This is a genomic window from Pantoea agglomerans, assembly GCF_020149765.1.
Taxonomy (GTDB): Bacteria; Pseudomonadota; Gammaproteobacteria; order Enterobacterales; family Enterobacteriaceae; genus Pantoea; species Pantoea alvi.
Map to the genome: position 1 here is coordinate 224,820 of NZ_CP083808.1, position 17,529 is coordinate 242,348.

General features: G+C 59.7%; 12 protein-coding genes. 9 read left to right on the plus strand and 3 right to left on the minus strand.

Features of this window, described 5'->3' with window-relative positions:
- Window positions 1-6 precede the first annotated feature (6 nt).
- On the minus strand, window positions 7-924 hold the full coding sequence (locus LB453_RS01045; RefSeq protein WP_103796491.1) for a hypothetical protein: 918 nt from the start codon (window positions 922-924) through the stop codon (window positions 7-9).
- Between the two features lie 14 nt (window positions 925-938).
- Window positions 939-2,153, minus strand: a complete 1,215-nt coding sequence (gene opgC, locus LB453_RS01050; RefSeq protein ID WP_103796492.1) for an OpgC domain-containing protein — start codon at window positions 2,151-2,153, stop codon at window positions 939-941.
- A gap of 323 nt (window positions 2,154-2,476) precedes the next feature.
- On the opposite strand from opgC, the gene LB453_RS01055 reads away from it, so the two are divergent.
- Genes LB453_RS01055 through LB453_RS01080 form a run of 6 tightly spaced genes read left to right on the plus strand, consistent with a single transcriptional unit; the run spans window position 2,477 to window position 13,488 of the window.
- On the plus strand, window positions 2,477-4,297 hold the full coding sequence (locus LB453_RS01055) for a glycosyltransferase (protein WP_103796493.1): 1,821 nt from the start codon (window positions 2,477-2,479) through the stop codon (window positions 4,295-4,297).
- Complete coding sequence (locus LB453_RS01060; protein ID WP_103796494.1) at window positions 4,294-5,652, plus strand: DUF3131 domain-containing protein; 1,359 nt, start codon at window positions 4,294-4,296, stop codon at window positions 5,650-5,652. Before LB453_RS01055 ends, LB453_RS01060 begins: the two co-directional genes overlap by 4 nt.
- Entirely contained in the window at window positions 5,649-7,199 is a 1,551-nt protein-coding gene (locus tag LB453_RS01065; protein WP_103796495.1) for a DUF3131 domain-containing protein, read from the plus strand. The genes LB453_RS01060 and LB453_RS01065 overlap by 4 nt, the downstream gene beginning before the upstream one ends.
- Window positions 7,184-8,587, plus strand: coding sequence for a DUF3131 domain-containing protein (locus LB453_RS01070; protein ID WP_103796496.1), 1,404 nt, complete (start codon window positions 7,184-7,186; stop codon window positions 8,585-8,587). Before LB453_RS01065 ends, LB453_RS01070 begins: the two co-directional genes overlap by 16 nt.
- 9 nt (window positions 8,588-8,596) lie before the next feature.
- On the plus strand, window positions 8,597-11,293 hold the full coding sequence (locus LB453_RS01075; protein ID WP_103796497.1) for a PAS domain-containing hybrid sensor histidine kinase/response regulator: 2,697 nt from the start codon (window positions 8,597-8,599) through the stop codon (window positions 11,291-11,293).
- Window positions 11,290-13,488 carry a glycoside hydrolase family 2 protein gene (locus tag LB453_RS01080; RefSeq protein ID WP_103796498.1) on the plus strand — a complete coding sequence of 733 codons (2,199 nt, stop codon included), beginning with the start codon at window positions 11,290-11,292 and terminating at the stop codon, window positions 13,486-13,488. The genes LB453_RS01075 and LB453_RS01080 overlap by 4 nt, the downstream gene beginning before the upstream one ends.
- A gap of 13 nt (window positions 13,489-13,501) precedes the next feature.
- On the opposite strand, the gene LB453_RS01085 is transcribed toward LB453_RS01080, so the two are convergent.
- Window positions 13,502-14,401 (minus strand): LysR substrate-binding domain-containing protein, encoded by a 900-nt coding sequence (locus LB453_RS01085; protein WP_103796499.1) that lies wholly within the window; start codon window positions 14,399-14,401, stop codon window positions 13,502-13,504.
- Window positions 14,402-14,499: 98 nt separating this feature from the next.
- Between LB453_RS01085 and LB453_RS01090 the strand changes: the two genes are divergently transcribed.
- The 3 genes from LB453_RS01090 (at window position 14,500) to LB453_RS01100 (ending at window position 17,483) form a co-directional block, all read left to right on the plus strand.
- A complete protein-coding gene (locus tag LB453_RS01090) occupies window positions 14,500-15,270 on the plus strand; it encodes a 2OG-Fe(II) oxygenase family protein (protein ID WP_103796573.1) in 771 nt (256 codons plus the stop codon).
- Between the two features lie 550 nt (window positions 15,271-15,820).
- Complete coding sequence (locus LB453_RS01095) at window positions 15,821-16,774, plus strand: hydroxyacid dehydrogenase (protein ID WP_103796500.1); 954 nt, start codon at window positions 15,821-15,823, stop codon at window positions 16,772-16,774.
- Between the two features lie 10 nt (window positions 16,775-16,784).
- Window positions 16,785-17,483: an RraA family protein gene (locus LB453_RS01100; RefSeq protein WP_103796501.1), complete on the plus strand. Its 699-nt coding sequence runs from the start codon at window positions 16,785-16,787 to the stop codon at window positions 17,481-17,483.
- Window positions 17,484-17,529 lie beyond the last annotated feature (46 nt).

Sequence of the window (17,529 nt, forward strand, 5' to 3'; positions counted from 1 at the left end):
AAAACCTCAGAAAGGAAGAAACCAGATAAGCGAGATAGTGCCCTCACGAAACTTCGCGTTGGCGCCGCTTCGGCCGGGAAAGCGCGTGCCGCTGTAGTTGCTGTACTGAAGCGAAAAAGAGCCGGGTGTATAGCCGGCGTAGCCGAAGCTGTAGCTGTAGTCGCCGTTCCACGGCTGCTGCTGTTCAGAGCGCGGAAACCAGAAGGCGGTGGCGCGAATAAAAAAGTGCTGCTTAAAGGTGTAGCCGCAGCCGCCCAGCGCGACCTCTTTATTCGAGCGCAGATCGTTATCCGCCAGCGAGTAGTAGCGCGGCACCCAGCTGACGCCCACCTGACAGGTGAGCGCGTCCCCTTTGTTGATCAGCAGATGCTTCTCCAGCCCCTTCGGCAGCGAAAATTTATAGGCGAAGGTAAAGGCGCCCTGCTCAAAGTAGGTGCGACGCGACTTGCCCGAGGGAAACAGATGGTTATCGCCATAGTTGCTGTAGACCAGGCTAAACGTATTGGGATGCCAGTCGTCATAGCCGAAGCTGTAGCGAAAATCGGTGGTGTATTTATCAAAATCGGTAATGGGCGCGCGCAGCGTGACGTTAGCAAACCAGAAGCTGTAGGGCGAATATTGCAGGCTGAGGTTCACAAGCTGATTAACTTTCTTTTTTTGCTGTGCCGAATCCTCGCCGTTAGGAATGGTGATCCACTGCTCTTTAAGCCCGCTTGAGAAGCTGAGCGCGCTGGAAAATTTATCCTTGTTGCCGGAAAAGAGCCGGCCCCAGCGGCTGGTGAAGACCCCCGCCTGAATCGGCTCTTCCTGCGCTGAAACCGTTTCGTTGTCGGTTACGGCGGCGAAAGCGGGCGCCGCCGCGCCCGCGGCGAACGCAATAGTCAGCCATCCTGCTCCTCTGGCCGAAAGCCCAGGGTAAACCATGCAGCACTCCTCGCTTAATTAGGGATGAAACGCCCGCCAATCTCTTTTTTCGCCATTCCCCACAGCAGCCCAAGCGCGGCGAGATGAATCAGCGTGTTGCGTATCCACGCCTGGTGCCAGAGGTCAAATTCCACAAACTGGCTGACCGCCATCACCACGAAAACGTGCAGGATAAAGGTGTAGAGCGAGTGCTGCCCGAGCGGAATAAGAAACCAGCCGAAGGCGCGCTCAAGGGGCCGCCAGCAGAAGGTCAGCACCAGGTAAACCAGCAGCATCAGGCTGAAATCGTTCAGTACGCGGCAGGGACCCAGGGCGTTTTTGCTGGCGAGGTGATAGTAAAACCAGTTGAAATCAGCGGGGGGGATCACATGCAGCAGCAGGAACGAGGGCATAAAGGGGTTGGTGTGGTTCTGCGCGACAAACATCATGCCGAGCGCATAGATCACCATAATGCCCATCACGATATAGCCGCCCGGCGTGCGGGCCAGCGACATCAGCTCATCTTTATACCAGCCGCAGCACATGCCTAAAACATAGATAAGCTGCCAGGCGAGCAGCGGAAAGGCGAACTCGAACTCCGCCACCGTCAGGCGCGTCGGCCAGAGGTGATAGCTGACGTAACCCGCCAGCGACGCCAGCAGCAGCCACCCCACGCGGCGTCCCTTTAGCAGCGCCAGAAACAGCGGGCTGAGCAGCAGCAGGCAGATATAGAGGCCGAGGATTTGCGTCTGGTGCGGCCCGATTTGCAGATAGAGAATGATGTTAAACCAGGTCTCTTTGATCTGCGGCGTGGTGGGAAACAGCGACCAGACGGTGCCGGAATAGCGATCGACGAAATGGGTGACCTCAAAGGTATTAACGTAAGGAATATGCGACAGCAGCAGCATGATGCCGATGATTGCCAGATTGACCAGATAGATTTTTCCGGCCCGTCGCCACAGGGTCCAGCTTACCGTGAGCAGAACTTCTTTTTGCAGGCGCTGGCGGTTAAGCATGCCCAGCATAAAGCCGGACAGAATAACGAAGCCCTCGGCGCCGGTAGTCAGACCAAAGCGCTCCCAGGTGAATATATTGACCAGCGACAGCAGCTCAGTATGGGCCACCACCATCATCACCAGCGCAATGCCGCGCAGCATATCAACACGCAGGTCGCGCTTGCCGGGCACCGCATAGCGCCACGCGCGCCAGTCAACGCTTATCGTCTTAGGCTCAACCGCCACATCCGCCATAAATGGTTACCGTAAGTGATGGAAGGAAATTTTTTAGTTAAATGAAACAGATCGTTATTCTGTAAGGAGAAGTTTAGCGCTGTTGCTGTTTAAGTCACGTTGAAATGAAAAAATTCTTATCTACCTTGTAAATACCTGTAATTTAATACTATATAAATTGACAGAGAGCGACGGGCAACAGATGGGTTAATCTTTGCTCATTGCCGCTCCGCCATAAACATAAAAATAACTTAATCATGAATATTTAACCGGTTAATGAATTAACTGTTGCCTCCAGGTGAAAAGATAACCAACAGACGCTTCCGCCATCAAAACGAGACGCCATGGATTATTACTTTTCACGCTTTGAACATCGCCGTCCGCCCGCCCCGCTTCAAACGCCGCTGTGGGTGATGCGGCTCTGGCAGGTGCTGGCCGTCGCCGGGCTGATTCTGGGAGCGAACTACATCCGCTGGCGCTGGATGGAGTCGCTGAATATGGACGCCCTCTGGTACGCCGTTCCGCTGGCGCTGGCGGAAACCCTCGCCTGGGTTGGTACGCTGCTGTTTACCATCAATATCTGGCAGGTCAAGGACCCTGCCTGTCCGGCACCGCCTGACGACATCAATCAGTGCCTGCTGGAGCAGGATCGCACCGAGCCGCGGCCGCCGAAGGTCGATCTCTTTATCGCCACCTACTCCGAGGATCCCGAGCTGGTACGCCTCTCGATTCGGGACGCACTCAAGCTGACCTATCCCACGCCGCTCGAGCTCGCCATCCATGTGCTGGATGACGGTCGGCGGCCCGAAATGCGCGCGGTGTGCGAACAGGAAGGGGTGAACTACATCACCCGTGAAAACAATATCGGCTTCAAGGCGGGCAATATCCGCAACGGCATGGAGCAGACCGACGGCGACTTTCTGGTGATTTGCGATGCGGATACGCGCGTCTTCCCTACGCTGCTGGCCAATACCCTGGGCTATTTTCGCGATCCCGACGTCGCCTGGGTGCAGACGCCGCAGTGGTTTTACGATCTGCCGGAGGGCGAGCGTTTTGCCGACTGGCTGCGTCGTCGCGCCGGGCTGCCGGGCTATCTCTTCGGCCGCGCCGCCGAGGGGCTGTTTGGCCGGCTGACGGTGGGCAGCGACCCCTTTTTCAACGATCCGCGCATGTTCTACGATGTGATCCTGCGTCGCCGCAACTGGGCCAACGCCGCGTTCTGCTGCGGCGCGGCGTCGGTTCACCGTCGCGAAGCGGTAATGCAGGCGGCGCTGCGCAGCTACGTATTTAGCGTCGAAGAGGAGATTTCACGCCATACCCGCGACATTCGCGATGAAGAGATGCGCGCCACGCTCAGCCAGGCGATGCGCCCGCACGTCATTGCCGATATCGAGCTGACGCCCTACAAATTTCACGTTTCGGAAGATATCTACACCTCTATCGTGCTGCACGGCGACAGCGGCCGCCGCTGGCGTTCGGTGATGCATCCCGGCATCGAGTCAAAAATGCTGTCGCCGCAGGATCTGCTTACCTGGATGATCCAGCGCTTTAAATATGCGGCGGGCTCGCTCGATATTCTGTTCCACGATAAGGTTTTTAGCCGCCGCCGCTTTAAGCTCAGCCTCGGCCAGACGCTGATGTACGGCACCACCTTCTGGTCCTATCTCGCCTGTATCTGGAACACCGTGTTCCTGATCTCGCCGCTGATCTATCTCTTTACCGGCATCCCACCGGTATCAGCCTACTCAACGCCCTTTTACCTGCACTTCCTGCCCTTTTTTATCGTGTCGGAGCTGGCGTTTATGTTCGGCACCTGGGGCATCTCCGCCTGGGATGGACGCTCCTCCTATCTCGCCTTTTTCTCCGTTAACCTGCGCGCCCTGAGCACGGTGCTGCGCGGCGAGAAGGTCAAGTTTCACGTGACGCCGAAAGAGCGTCAGTCGGGGCGTTTTCTCTATCTGGTGAAGCCGCAGCTGGCGATTGTGGCGCTGACGCTGCTCGGCCTGATCTGGGGCGGCATTCAGGTGGCGCGCGGCAACGTCGACGACCCGTCGGGCTATGTGATTAACATCTTCTGGGGCGCGGTCAATATCGCCGCCATGATGCCGATGATTATGGCGGCGATGTGGACGCCGCCAGCCACGCAGGAGGCGGAAGCAGAATGAGCCTGAAATCGGGCATTTACAGCGCGCGCAGCTATCTCACGATTCTGATTGGCTTTTTGATCGGCTTCGCCATCGTACTGTGGGTTGAACGGCAGATGCCGACGCGCGTCGAAACCACGGACGGCATTGTACTCAGCGAATCTTTTCCCCCACTGCCTGAAGCGCGCGAGCTGACCTTCGACGAGGCGGTCTGGGCGCGCGTCGCCTGGCAATATTTCGTGAATAACACCCAGACGAACGGGCTGGTCAACGCCGAGGCGGACAAGCCCTGGCTCAGCCTGTGGAGCACCGGCAGCTATCTGCTTGCGGCTATCGCAGCGCAGCAGCTTGCCATCATTCCCGAGGCGGAGTTTGACGATCGCATCGATTCGGCGCTGGAGGCGCTGGGCGCGCTGCCGCTGAAGCCAGACGGATTGCCCGCCGCCTTTTATCACGCCGAGACGCTGGAGGCGCTGCCGTCGGCCGCGGAAAATGCCGGCTCCGCCATCGATATGGGGCGACTGCTGATGCCGCTGCAGATCCTGCTGTGGCGCTATCCGCAGCATGCGGCGGCGGTCAACCAGCTGCTCTCGCGCTGGCAGCTCGCGGGGCTGCTGCAGAGCAGCGGGCCGCAGGGCGCAAGCCTGCCGGTTAACCGCTGGGTGATCCGCACCGACGATCCGCGCGGCAGCTACGGCTATCGCCTTTATGCGGGCAGCGTGCTGCGCCTGATCAACGCCTCCGCCGGCCTGGCGGTGAGCCAGCCGCCGGACGGCCTGAAGCTGGTGGAGATCGACGGCCACGCAGTGCCCGATGAAGGGCTGCGCACGCCCTGGGGCAAGCAGCCTTCCCTGATCAGCATGCCCTATCTGCTCACCGGGCTGGAACAGGGTTTTGACGCACGCAGCGGTGAAATCACCTGGCGCATTATGCAGATCGTTCAGAATCGCACCGGCATGCCGGCCGACGCTGGCGATATCAACAGCGACTATGCCGAACAGGCGCCCGACTTTACCAGCGCGCTGCCGGGCAGCCAGCCGCTACCGGCGCCGGAGGTCAGCAATGACGCCAGCGAAGCGCTGACCAGCCGCGCCCTGATCTCTACCCGCTCCGCCTTCGCCTGGTATGCGCTGTTCCGCAACCGCTGGAGCGAGACGCTGCGCGCAGAGATGCGGCCGATGCTGGAGCCAGGCAAGGGCTGGAAGGCTGGCTTTAACGCCGACGGCTCGGTCAATGCCGCTATTGATGCGGATACCAACGCAATGGTGCTGGAGAGCCTCTCCTATATCGCCCACGGCCAGCTTCTTTGCCTGGGCTGTCTCGCCGCCCCTTTACCCGCTAAGCAGCCGCAGCAACAAGGAGTAACAACGAAATGAGATCTTTATGGCTTTGCCGGTCTGGCCTTGCTGCCCTGCTGGCTGCGCTGGTGTTTCTTGCCCCCGCGACTCAGGCGGCGGTCACGCTGCCTGCTTCCGATTACAAGGTGCGTCACGGCGAGCTGAACGAGCGCGAAATGGCGGTGGCGAGAAATGCCTGGGCCTACTTTGTCGCCAATACGCAGCCCACTACCGGACTGGTAAACGCAGTTAACAAATATCCCTCTACTACCATGTGGGACAGCGCCTCTTATCTGGCGGCGCTGACGGCAGCGCGCGAGCTGGGCATTATCGATAAAGCAGAGTTCGACCGGCGTCTGCTGCAGTTTATGGCGACCCTGAACAAGCTGGTGCTGTTCCAGAACCAGGTGCCCAACAAAGCCTACAACACCATTACCGGCCAGAAGGTGGACTACCTGAACAAACCGGGCGAGATCGGCTTCTCCGCCATCGATATCGGCCGCATGCTGCTCTGGCTGAAAATCATCAAAGAGCGTTACCCCGAGCACGGCAACAGCATCGACAATGTGGTGCTGGGCTGGGATTTCACCCACGTCGTCGATGACTGCGGCATGCTCTATGGCGCCTATCTCGACGGTAAAAAACAGCCGCAGTACGTGCAGGAAGGCCGACTCGGCTATGAAGAGTATGCCGCCGCGGGCTATCAGCTATGGGGCTTTACCACCTGCCAGGCGAGCCGACCCGAGCCTTACGCGCTGGCGGACATCTACTGCGTGCTGGTGCCCTACGATTCGCGCGATCCGCGCCTGACCAACCAGCACAACTACGTGGTGACCGAATCTTATCTGCTGCACGGCCTGGAGATGGGCTGGGACAACGCCGACGATCGGGATAACGATGCGCGCGACTTCAGCCATCCGTGGATGAAAAACTTCGCCGATCGCGTCTATCAGGCGCAGGAAAACCGCTACATGATCACCGGGACCCTGACGGCGCGCTCGGAGCATCAGCTCGATAAATCCCCCTACTTCGTTTATGACACGGTGTTTAGCGACGGCTACAACTGGAACACCATTACCGATAAAGGCCAGTATGTGCCCAACGTCGCGGCGGTCTCGCTGAAGGCGGCGCTCGGCATGTGGGTGCTGTGGAACTCGCCCTACACCGACCGGCTGTTCGACAGCATCGAAAATGCCAGCGAAAAAAACAAAGGCTATTACGAAGGGCTGTATGAAAACGGCGACGGGCCAATCAAGGAGTTCACCGCCAACAACAACGGCATCATGATGGAAGCGCTGCTGTTTAAAAAAGAGGGCAAATTGCTGCGCTTCAACAGCAACGATCCGCGTAAGGCCAGCTATGCGCCCTCTATGTGGGAGAAACGGCTGGTTGATATCTTTGAACCGAACAATACGCCGCGCAACCGTCCATTCCTGAACGTCACCCCAGGGATCAAAAACTGGTGCGAGCAGAGCGGCACCGCCGTGCGCAGCGCGCCGTCGTGTCAGGCCTGTAAATGCGCGCGCTGCGACAGTCAGGCGCCCGTTAAGTTACCGCCGGTGGCGACGACATGCCTAAAACAGTAATTCGCCTGCTTGTTACGCTGCTGCTGGCGATAGCGCTGGTTATCGGCCTGCTTGCCTGGAACCAGGCGGCGGGCTGGCGCTGGCTGGTAAACGGCGGCTGGCACACCACCGCGCGACTGGGTGCGCTCAGCGATCAGGAGCGGCGCTGGGCGATCATCGCCTGGCGCTACTTTGAGAATAACGCCCAGCCTAAAACGGGGCTGGTCAACGGCAGCGATAAGCGGCCGGTGGTCAGCCTGTGGCAGATGGGCGATACCCTGATCGCCCTTACGGCGGCGCGTCAGCTCGACCTGATCGACGACGCGGCGTTCGATCGCCGCCTGACGCTGATCCTCGGCACCCTGAACCGCCTGCCGCTTACCTCGGCAAACGTGCCCAACCTGCTCTACAGCGCCACCAGCGTGGCGATGGTGGGCTACGCCAATACGCCGCAGGTGATCGGCTGGTCGGCGAAGGATATGGCGCGGCTGATGCTGGCGCTGCGCATCGTGGCGGCGTTTCATCCCGAGTACAGCGAATACCTGGAGCGCGTGGTTCTGCGCTGGGACTTCTGCCGCGTGGTGGATAACAAAGGTCAGCTCTACGCCGGACAGATGCGCGATGGGAAACTGACGCCGCAGGCTGAAGGCCGCCTTGGCGACAGCGAATACAGCGCGGCGGGATTCGGGCTCTGGGGCTTCGCCAACGACCAGTCGCTGCGTCCGCCAGCGCAGCATGTGATTATCGACGGACTGGCGCTGGATATCGACGCGCGCGACCCGCGCACCACCTGGACGCCCGCGGCGATTACCACCACGCCCTACGTGCTGAGCGGCATGGAGTACGCCTGGACGCTGCCCGGCGCCGATCGCGATATCGTGACGCTTCAGCGCCAGCGCGCCAGCAACGTTTATCGCGTGCAGGAGATGCGCTGGCAGCAGAAAAATATCCTCACCGCCCGAAGCGATTTCAATATCTCCGCGCCCCCCTGGCACGTCAACGACACTATTTTTGCTAACGGCTACGCCTGGAACACGCTGGCCGACGACGGCAAATGGGTGCCGCGTCTGGCGCAGGTCTCTACCCGCGCGGTGTTCGGACTCTGGGCGCTGTGGCAAACCCCCTTTACCGATGCGCTGATGGCGATGACCCAGCGTCAGAACGATCCGCAGCGCGGCTGGTTTGAAGGGCGCGTCGAGGCGACCGGCGACTACAACCGCGCCATTACGCTCACCACCAACGCCCTAGTGCTGGAGGCGCTGCTGTTTAAAGCCAATATGGGCGCGCTGCTGCGCGACAGCGAACTGAGCGAGCAGAGCTACTTCCGCCGGCAGCTGGCCGATCCCTTTACCGCGCCGCAACGCTGTTTTCCGCTTAACCACGCCGCCCAAAGCGGCAGCCTGAATTAAGGAGGCGTCATGCCTGAAAGCCAGCTTCCTAAAGCGCTCGACTCGCTGCGCGCGGCGGTGCTGATGTATGACGACCAGGAGCGCCTGATCGCCTTTAATAAGCAGGTGGTGCGCTTCTATCCCGGCATAGAGGCGCGTATTCGCCTGGGCATTACGCTGACGCAGCTGGTGGAAGAGTTTATCGCCTCCGCCTATATGACGGAAAATCAGCAGAGCCGTCAGGCGATGATCGATAATCTGGTCAGCCGCTGCCGCCTGGATAACCACAGCGAAATGCGCCGCATCGGCAACCGCCAGGTGTTTGTGCAGCACAACCGCACCCCGGAAGGCGGTATCGTTAGCCTGCATATCGATATCACCGGCTTCGAACCGATCAGCGAGTCGCGCAACCAGCTGCACGCCGATTTCGTCCTGGCGGCGGAGTCAACCCAGATCGGCATCTGGGACTGGCAGCAGCAGAAAGATCTGCTGCAGGTCAACGACGCGCTGCTCAATATGCTGGGCTATCCGCGCGAAACCTGGCACTACAGCGCCAGCTTTCTCGATACGCTGCTGCATCCCGACGATCGCGAGCCGCTGCAGCAGCTCTTCTCCAGCGCCAGCAACCAGCAGCTGCCGGTTTTTGAGAGCGAGATCCGCCTGTTACACCGTAACGGAAACTACCGCTGGATGCTGCTCTCCGGGCAGGTGGCGAGTCTTACCGTCACGGGCGAGACCGCGCGCGTCATCGGCACGCTGCAGGACATCACCAAACGCAAAGAGGCGGAGCAGCTGTCGCTGCAGGCGCTGGCCGCCGCGCGGGCTGCAAACGAGGCGAAAAGTATCTTTCTCGCCAATATGAGTCACGAAATCCGCACGCCGATGAACGGCATTCTCGGCATGACGCAGCTCTGCCTGGATACCCAGCTCACCGCCGAGCAGCGCGAGTATATGACGCTGGTCTACCACTCGGCGCATACGCTGCTGCGCGTGATCAACGATATTCTCGACTACTCGAAGATTGAAGCGGGCAAAATCGAGCTGGATGAAGAAGAGTTCCCGCTGCGCCGCTTTCTGCATGCGCTGATGCGGCCGCTGATGCCCGCCGCATCGGAAAAGAATGTGGAACTGCTGGTCAACGTCGCGCCGGACGTGCCCGATATGCTGACCGCAGACAGCGTGCGGCTGCGTCAGGTGCTGACCAACCTGGCCAGCAATGCGCTGAAGTTTACCCCTTCCGGCGAGGTCGAGCTTTCGGTGCAGCGCGATGCCCAGAGCCGTCGGCTGCGCTTCCAGGTGCGCGACACCGGCATCGGCATCCCCGCCGACAAGCAGCAGCTGATTTTTGAATCCTTCAGTCAGGCGGACACCTCGACAACGCGCAAATATGGCGGCACCGGGCTGGGGCTGACCATCTCTGCGCGGCTGGTGGAAATTCTGGGCGGCGAGCTGACCGTGCAGAGCGAACCGGGTAGCGGCAGCGTGTTCAGCTTTACCCTGCCCGCGCCACACCAGCCGGTCAGCGACACCCTGAAGACCTCGCCGCGTTTCGCCAGCGTGCCGGTGCTGGTGGTGGACGACAACGCCACCAACCGCCATATCATGAGCGATATGCTGCGCAATATGGGCCTGCTGCCGAGTCTGGCGGCCAGCGCCGACGAGGCGCTGGCGATGTTAAAGGTGATGCCCGATTTTCCGCTTATCCTGCTGGACGCGCAGATGCCGGACAAAGACGGCATGACGCTGGCGCAGGAGATCAAAGCCGCGCCCGCGCTGGCCGCCAGCCAGATCGTAATGCTCAGCTCGATGAGCCGCGTGATGGACGCCGATCAGCTCGCCCGCATCGGCGTGAACTACTTTCTCGGCAAACCGGTCGACCAGCGCGAGCTTTATGACGTTATCAGACAGGCGCTGGCGCTAAAGCCAGCCAGCGAGATCGCGCCCACGCCGCCTCTGCGCGATCTTGCCGCCAGCACGGAGCGGCCGCTGCGCATTCTGCTGGCGGAAGATAACCTGGTGAACCAGAAGCTGGCGGCGCATTTTCTTACCCGGCTCGGCCATCAGTTCGCCATCGTCGGCAACGGTCTCGAAGCGCTGGAGCAGCTGGATAAGGAGAACTGGGATCTGATTTTGATGGATCTGCAGATGCCCGAACTGGATGGGGAACAGGCGACGCGCCTGATCCGCGAGCGCGAAGCGAGCCGTTCTGGACGAGGGCACCAGCGCATCATCGCCATGACGGCGCACGCCATGAAGGGCGATAAAGAGTTCTGCCTGCAGCACGGGTTCGACGGCTATCTGTCGAAGCCGGTGAGCCTGGAGTCGCTGAACGACGAGATCCTGCGCGTCATCACCCTGCCGTCGCCTGCGCAGCCCGCAGCCCCCTCGCCGCCGCCCGATCGGAAGACGCTGGCGACACGACTCGGGCTGGACGACGCCCTGCTGAGTGAACTGCTGGCGCTGTTCGCCGAAGGGCTGCCGGAGATGCTCGCCCAGCTGAAAAGCGCTCTCCATGAGCAGGATATGACGCGCATACGCCGCCTGGCGCACAAGCTGCGCGGCGAGGCCTCGACCTTTGGCTTCGACGCCTTCACGCGCTACCTACAGGCGCTGGAGGAGTTGGCCCGCGATGAGGCGCAGCTGGACAGCGCCACATTGATGAAACAACTGGAGCAGCAGTCGGAGACGCTTTTCAGCCATCTTCGCCAGCTACAGGAGAAGCTATGATGCGTTACGCCCTGTCCCTCAGCCTGTTTATGTGCGCGCCGCTGTTTGCCGCACCGCTGCCGCCGCCGCAAAGCTGGTCGCTGGCGGGAACATGGCGCGCCCATGACGCCAACGACGCCGGTTTTGCCGGCTGGCGCGGCAGCGATCGGACGTGGCGCACGCTGCGCGTGCCGGCGAACTGGTACAGCGCCGGCTGGGATCATCAGGGCGCGCTCTGGTACCGCACCGAATTTTCTTTGCGCAAGCCCGCCGCCAATCGGCTGGCAACGCTGGAGTTCGACGGCGTCGACTATTTTGCTGACGTCTGGCTTAACGGCAAGAAACTGGCGAGCCATGAGGGCTATTTCCAGCGTTTCGCGGTGGATATCAGCGACAGCCTGACGCGCTATAACCGGCTGGCGGTGCGCGTCGACAGCCCGTTCGAAGATCCGCAAAAGAACTGGCCGCTGCGCAAAAACTTAGTCAAGGGCATTCTGAACCAGCACGACTCGCGGCCAGGCGGTGCCTGGTCACCACAGGGGCAGGACGCCAACTCTGGCGGCATCTGGTCGCCGGTCAGGTTACGCCTCAGCCGCAGCGTGGCGATCGATAATGTCATCCTCAGGCCCGACTGGTCGCAGGGCCTGACGCAGCCGCGCCTGCGCGTTGAATTTGTCTATCGCGCCCCGGCGGCGAAGGCCGCGACGCTGGATCTTAGCGCGCGGCCCGATAATTTTAGCGGAGGCAGCTACCGGCTACAGCAGGCCGTGACGCTGCAGCCCACCGGCGACGCGACGCAGCGCGTTGCCGTTACGCTGCCGATGCCGAAGGCGCAGCTCTGGTGGCCCAAGGGCTACGGCAAGCCCGCGCTCTATCAGGTGGAGGTGAAGCTGCGCGACGACCAGGGCATTCTCGATCGGCGCAGCAGCCGCACCGGGCTTCGTCAGGTGGTCGAACAGCCGCAAAATCAGGGCTGGCTGATCAACGGCCAGCGCCTGTTTATTCGCGGCACCAACTATATTGGTTCACCCTGGCTCAGTACCATGAACAAGGCGCGCTACGCGCGTGATTTCGACCTGGTGGAGCGGATGAACGCCAACGCGATTCGCGTACACGGCCATGTGGCCAGCCGCGCGCTCTACCAGGCGGCGGACGAGCGCGGCCTGATGATCTGGCAGGATGTGCCCTTGCAGTGGGGCTATAACGATACGCCCGCCTTCGCCGACAACGCGGTCAGACAGACGCAGGAGATGGTAGAGCAGTTCGGCAACTCGCCTGCCGTGGTGGTCTGGGGCGGGCAAAACGAGCCGCCGTTTAACTCGCCGTGGATGGGCAAGCGCTTCCCAGACTGGCATAAAGATCTTAACCGCAACCTGATGCAGCGCGTGGCCGATACCCTGGCGCAGGACAAGAGCCGTATTGTGCATCCCTTCTCCGCCGTTGAAGAGCACTACTGGGCAGGCTGGTATTTCGGCACCCTGGCGAATCTGCTGGAGCCGGCGAAAACCGCCACCATTACCGAGTTTGGTGCCCAGGCGCTGCCGCGGCTCGCCACGCTGCGCACCTTTATTCCGCGCAGCGAGCTCTGGCCCGACACGACAAAGCCGGGCGATCCTAAATGGACGCGCTGGAAGTACCATAACTTTCAGCCTATCCAGACCTTCCAGAACGCGAAGATTTCGCGCGGCGACACTATCCAGAGCTTTATCGCCAATACTCAGCGCTATCAGGCGCGGCTGGTCGCTATCGCTGCGGAAAGCTATCGGCGTCAGCGCTATCAGCCGGTCACCGCGCTGTTTCAGTTTATGTTCGTTGAAACCTGGCCTTCGGTTAACTGGGGCGTTGTTGATTATCTGCGCCAGCCCAAGGCGGGCTACTATGCGCTGCAGCGCGCCTATCAGCCGCTGCTGCCGTCGATTGAACCGAGCCGGCTCGACTGGAAGGCTGGCGAGCCGGGACAAATCAACCTGTGGACCATTAACGATCGGCCGACCGCCTTTCACAACAGCCAGCTGGAATGGCGCATCGTTCAGGGCGACAGCGTGCTGGCGCAGGGTAAGCAGCGGGTAGATATCGCCGCCGACAGCGGTAAGAAAGTCGTGGCGCTGCCCGTGACGCCGTCACGCGGCGGAACGCTGCGCGTCTCGACGAGGATCGTCGATAGCGAGAATAACACCCTGGCGCGTAACCAGATGGCGTTTGAGGTGGCGCCCTGACCCAGCCGTCAGGTTAGCCCGCCAGCTGGACGAGCCAGTCGATAAGCGCTTCGCTGCCTGGCTGGCTGCGCGAGCGCTGCGGCCAGGCGAGATAATAGGCTTTGCTGAGGGGCAGGCTCAGCCTGTCGATGACCACCAGATCGCCGCGCGCCAGCTCCGCGGCGATGAGCCGTTTCTGGCCTAACAGCAGCCCCGCGCCCGCGACCGCGGCGTCAATGGCCAGCGAGGTGAGGTTGAAGCTGAGGGACGCCTGCGTCGCTCTCTGCGCCACGCCGCGGGCCTGCAGCCAGCTGCGCCAGTCCGGTAAAAAACGCCCTTCATTGCCCCAGTCGAGATGAATCAGCGGCGCCTGTTCCAGCGCCTGCGCCTGGGCATAGCGCCCCAGCAGCGCCGGGCTGGCGACGGGCACCACCTCATCGACAAACAGGCGCTGCTTATCCAGCTGCGGATAGCGATCCTCGCCGAAACAGATAACAAAATCTGCGGGTGTAGCCTGGAAATCGACCTGCGCATGAGTGCCGTACAGCAACAGGTCGATAGCGGGACAGCGTTCGCGCCACTGCATAAGGTTGGGCAGCAGCCACTTTGAGGCCAGCGCCGGCAGCGCATAAAGCGTCAGCTTCGGCATGGCGGCGGCGTGCCGCAGGTTCTGCTGCCCGAGATGCAGGATATCGAACGCCTCGGTTACGTAGCGCAGATACTCTTTGCCGGTTTCGGTGAGCATTACCCCGCTCTGCGTGCGCAGGAAAAGCGCGCTGCCGAGCTGCGCTTCAAGCTGGCGGATTTGCTGGCTGACCGCCGCAGGCGTCAGCGCCAGCTGGGCAGCCGCTTTCGCCAGACTGCCCAGCTCTGCGGCAACCTTGAATGACTGAATAACGCTGATTTTCGGCAGGCGGGGGGAGTGAGCGGGCATTAATCTTTCCTTAACAGGTCGTTAAAAAACTATCGCTACGCACTACCTTATCAGCCGGTTACAGTTTTCACACACCCGTCATGATGAGAACCGCCGCGATGTCTGCATTGATCCGTTTCGACCTGCACCCGCTCGCCGACGCCAGCTGGCGGCGCCGCTGCCGCGACCAGCTTAACCAACACGGCGCGCTGGTGCTGCGTCAGTTTTTGCAGCCCGCCGCGCGGCAGGCGATCGTGGCCGAAGGTGAGGCGCAGCGCCATCGGGCCTGGCACACCCTTAGCAAGCACAACGTCTATCTGATGAAAAGCGACGCGGCCTATAGCGCCGATCATCCGCGCAATCGCGATGTGATCAGCACCAAAGGCTGCATCACCGACGATCTGATCGCCGCTGATTCGCCGCTGCGCCAGCTCTATAATGACGCGCTGTTTAAACAGTTCCTGTGCGATGTGCTGGCAGAGCCTGCGCTCTATCCCTATGCCGACGCGCTCTCCTCTATCAATCTGCACTACGCCCCCGACGGCCAGGAGCTTGGCTGGCATTTTGATAACTCCTCTTTCGCTATTACCCTGCTGGTGCAGAAGCCGCGCGCCGGCGGCGTGTTTCAGTATGTGAAGGATCTGCGCGACGCCGATGCCGGCGAGATGAACTTCGGCGGCGTGGCCGAGGTGCTGGATCAGCGCCGCCCCCCTGAGGCGCTCGATATTGACGCTGGCGATTTGGTGCTGTTCCGCGGCCGCAATTCACTGCATCGCGTAACCCCTACCGAAGGGGATATTACGCGCATGCTGGCCGTGCTGGCTTACAATACCCAGCCTGGCATCGCCCTGTCGGAGACGGCGCGCATGACGTTTTATGGGCGGCTTTGAGTCACCTCCCTCAGACTGGATACGCGCCAGCTGCTTGCTCTTAACCTGCCCTCCTCTTAACTTCTGCTTCAGCCACCCTGTCCTCTCCTGAAATAGACGCCCTGCCCGCAGGCAGGCGTGTTTTTGCGTCGGCAGGTTGCTGAGTGCCGGTGCTGACCGGGGAGATCCCAGACGTTGCTATAGCGAGCGTCTCTTTTCCTGCCAAAGCAAATAGCGCGCACGCTGAGATACAGGAAAAATATATTAATTAACTTTATTTTGTTATTGTTTCATTGGTGTCAACTCTTTGTTAATAAGTGAGAATTTGATTTTGTGATGCAGATATAATTCACTTTTCACCTCTTATTTCAAAATGAAATTCTGCATTTCTTTTAGAAAACCACTCGCTTTTATAATGACTCGCGCTTGTGAGTTTAATCACTCGGATAATTTTCGCCGACAAATGAAATCCGTTAACATTCAAATTCTTGAATAATTTTATTTTTGGTTTTTATGCCGCTGGCACGCCGCGTGCAAATATAACCGGCAAAACACCAATGGAGAAAAGTGAATGAACTATAAAATTCTGCTTCCGCAAGAAATAATGAAGGAAGGTCGGGAATATCTTGAGAGCCGTGGCTATGAGTTAATTACCGGTTCCGGTATGGAAGAGGATGATATTATCCGTGATATCCCCGACTGTGATGGCATTATTGTTCGCCTCTCTAAAATGTCCGAGCGCGTATTTGACGCAGCGAAGAAATTAAAGGTGGTTGCCCGCCACGGTGCGGGATATGACACGGTAGATTTAGACGCTGCTAAACGTCATGGCGTGACCGTGTTAAATGCCCCCGTAGCAAACAGCATGTCTGTTGCCGAGCTGGCGATTTTTTACATGCTCTACTGCTCCCGCAATTTCAAGCTGGTCGAAGAGAAAATGCTGGAGGACTATTACTGGGCAAAACTGCGCACGCCAAAAGTGGAGCTGGATGGCAAAACCCTGGGTCTGGTCGGCGTAGGCAATATCGGTTCTCGCGTCGCCATCAAAGCGCTGCACGGCTTTAATATGAAGGTCATCGCTTATGACCCCTATAAAACCCAGCAGCAGATACCCGCAGGCGTTGAGTTAACTAATGACCTGGATCGGATATTTAAAGAGAGCGATTTCGTCTCTTTGCACTGCCCTGCGAACGCCGAAACCTTCGACTTTGTAGGTGAAAAGCAGTTTGCGCTGATGAAGCCCACCGCCTGTTTCATCAATACCGCACGCGGCAAGCTGGTCGATGAAAAAGCGCTTTACCACGCGCTTTCCACCCGCGCTATCGCCGCCGCGGGCCTTGATGTGCTGAAAAAAGAGCCCTTCGATCCAGCAAACCCCATCTTTGCCCTCAACAACGTAGTGATTGGGCCGCACATCGGCGCCGCCACCAAAGAAGCCACCGACCGCGCCTCGCTGCATTCTGCTATCGGTATCGACGAAGTGTTATCCGGTAAAAAACCCTCCTGGCCAGTGCCGGGTTTCTGAGGAATAAATCATGCCTATTGGTAATCGTGTTTTTATGAAACGCCCTGCGTTTGACGTTGATCTGTTAAAAGAATATGAGCAGCTGCCTGCGGCAAATATCGCCGACGTTATGAACCGCATCGCGGTACTCGGCAACGGTATCAGACGCATCTCTTCGCCGAAGAAGCCGATTATGGCGGGCTATGCCATTACGGTGAAAGCACGCGCGGGTGACAACCTGATGCTGCATGCCGCGCTGGATATGGCGACGGAAAATGATGTCATCGTGGTCTCTAACGAAGGCGACCGCTCCCGCGCGCTGATGGGTGAAATCATGGTCGCTTATGCCCACTGCACCAGGAAGATCGCCGGTATCGTGCTGGATGGCCCCATCCGCGATATCGACGCCCTTTCGGTACTCGATTTTCCCATCTTCGCCACTGGCGCAAATCCGGCTGGCCCCTTCAAAGAGGGGCCGGGAGAGGTGAATACGCCTGTCGCCGTGGGTGGCGTTGCGGTCTCGCCGGGCGATTTGATTGTAGGCGATGCGGACGGGGTGATCGTGATCCCTCTCAACGATGCCGCCGCCCTGCTGGACAAAGCCCGTGACTACTCCAGATTTGACGCCGGTAAAGTGGAGGCGGCGAAAAATGGCACCGCCAACCGTGCATGGGTAAGGAAATCATTAGAGGAAAAAGGCGTTGAGTTTATCGACGACGTCTGCCGCTAACTGCTGCCAATAATGAAATGCCGCGCGTCAAATGGATGATGCGCGG

What these genes read in the sequence shown, in the direction of transcription:
- LB453_RS01065 (WP_103796495.1), top strand. Translation starts at nt 5,649, where the DNA reads ATGAGATCTTTATGGCTTTGCCGGTCTGGCCTTGCTGCCCTGCTGGCT.
- LB453_RS01045 (WP_103796491.1), bottom strand. Translation starts at nt 924, where the DNA reads ATGGTTTACCCTGGGCTTTCGGCCAGAGGAGCAGGATGGCTGACTATT.
- LB453_RS01070 (WP_103796496.1), top strand. Translation starts at nt 7,184, where the DNA reads ATGCCTAAAACAGTAATTCGCCTGCTTGTTACGCTGCTGCTGGCGATA.
- LB453_RS01080 (WP_103796498.1), top strand. Translation starts at nt 11,290, where the DNA reads ATGATGCGTTACGCCCTGTCCCTCAGCCTGTTTATGTGCGCGCCGCTG.
- opgC (WP_103796492.1), bottom strand. Translation starts at nt 2,153, where the DNA reads ATGGCGGATGTGGCGGTTGAGCCTAAGACGATAAGCGTTGACTGGCGC.
- LB453_RS01085 (WP_103796499.1), bottom strand. Translation starts at nt 14,401, where the DNA reads ATGCCCGCTCACTCCCCCCGCCTGCCGAAAATCAGCGTTATTCAGTCA.
- LB453_RS01100 (WP_103796501.1), top strand. Translation starts at nt 16,785, where the DNA reads ATGCCTATTGGTAATCGTGTTTTTATGAAACGCCCTGCGTTTGACGTT.
- LB453_RS01060 (WP_103796494.1), top strand. Translation starts at nt 4,294, where the DNA reads ATGAGCCTGAAATCGGGCATTTACAGCGCGCGCAGCTATCTCACGATT.
- LB453_RS01095 (WP_103796500.1), top strand. Translation starts at nt 15,821, where the DNA reads ATGAACTATAAAATTCTGCTTCCGCAAGAAATAATGAAGGAAGGTCGG.
- LB453_RS01075 (WP_103796497.1), top strand. Translation starts at nt 8,597, where the DNA reads ATGCCTGAAAGCCAGCTTCCTAAAGCGCTCGACTCGCTGCGCGCGGCG.
- LB453_RS01055 (WP_103796493.1), top strand. Translation starts at nt 2,477, where the DNA reads ATGGATTATTACTTTTCACGCTTTGAACATCGCCGTCCGCCCGCCCCG.
- LB453_RS01090 (WP_103796573.1), top strand. Translation starts at nt 14,500, where the DNA reads ATGTCTGCATTGATCCGTTTCGACCTGCACCCGCTCGCCGACGCCAGC.